Origin of the sequence: Pseudomonas sp. SIMBA_041 (assembly GCF_046535095.1) — a bacterium.
GTDB classification, from domain to species: Bacteria; Pseudomonadota; Gammaproteobacteria; order Pseudomonadales; family Pseudomonadaceae; genus Aquipseudomonas; species Aquipseudomonas mucoides.
Genome location: NZ_JAWRXJ010000923.1, coordinates 1 through 237 on the forward strand (window position 1 = coordinate 1; position 237 = coordinate 237).

Sequence of the window (237 nt, forward strand, 5' to 3'; positions counted from 1 at the left end):
TAGTCGGCCGGCAGGTGGCGTTTGGCAATGCGGATATGGCTTTCGACCAGGTAGAAGTTGTCGAGCAGCCACTGCGCTGCAGGCAAGGTCGGGCGCGCGTCGGGCAGCGCGCTGGCGAGGGCCGAACAGCTGGCGTAGAGCATGCGTTCGTTGTCGGCCAGGCGTTCGAGCAGCGAGTCGTCGGCCGGCAGTTTGCTCAAACGGTGCTGGCTGGCCAGCCAGTTGCCATGGTCGGCC

1 protein-coding gene is annotated in these 237 nt (G+C 66.2%); it reads right to left on the reverse strand.

What is annotated here, in order from left to right; genetic code table 11:
- On the reverse strand, positions 1 to 237 hold a 237-nt coding region (locus SB725_RS33825; RefSeq protein WP_410923774.1), incomplete at both ends, for a hypothetical protein.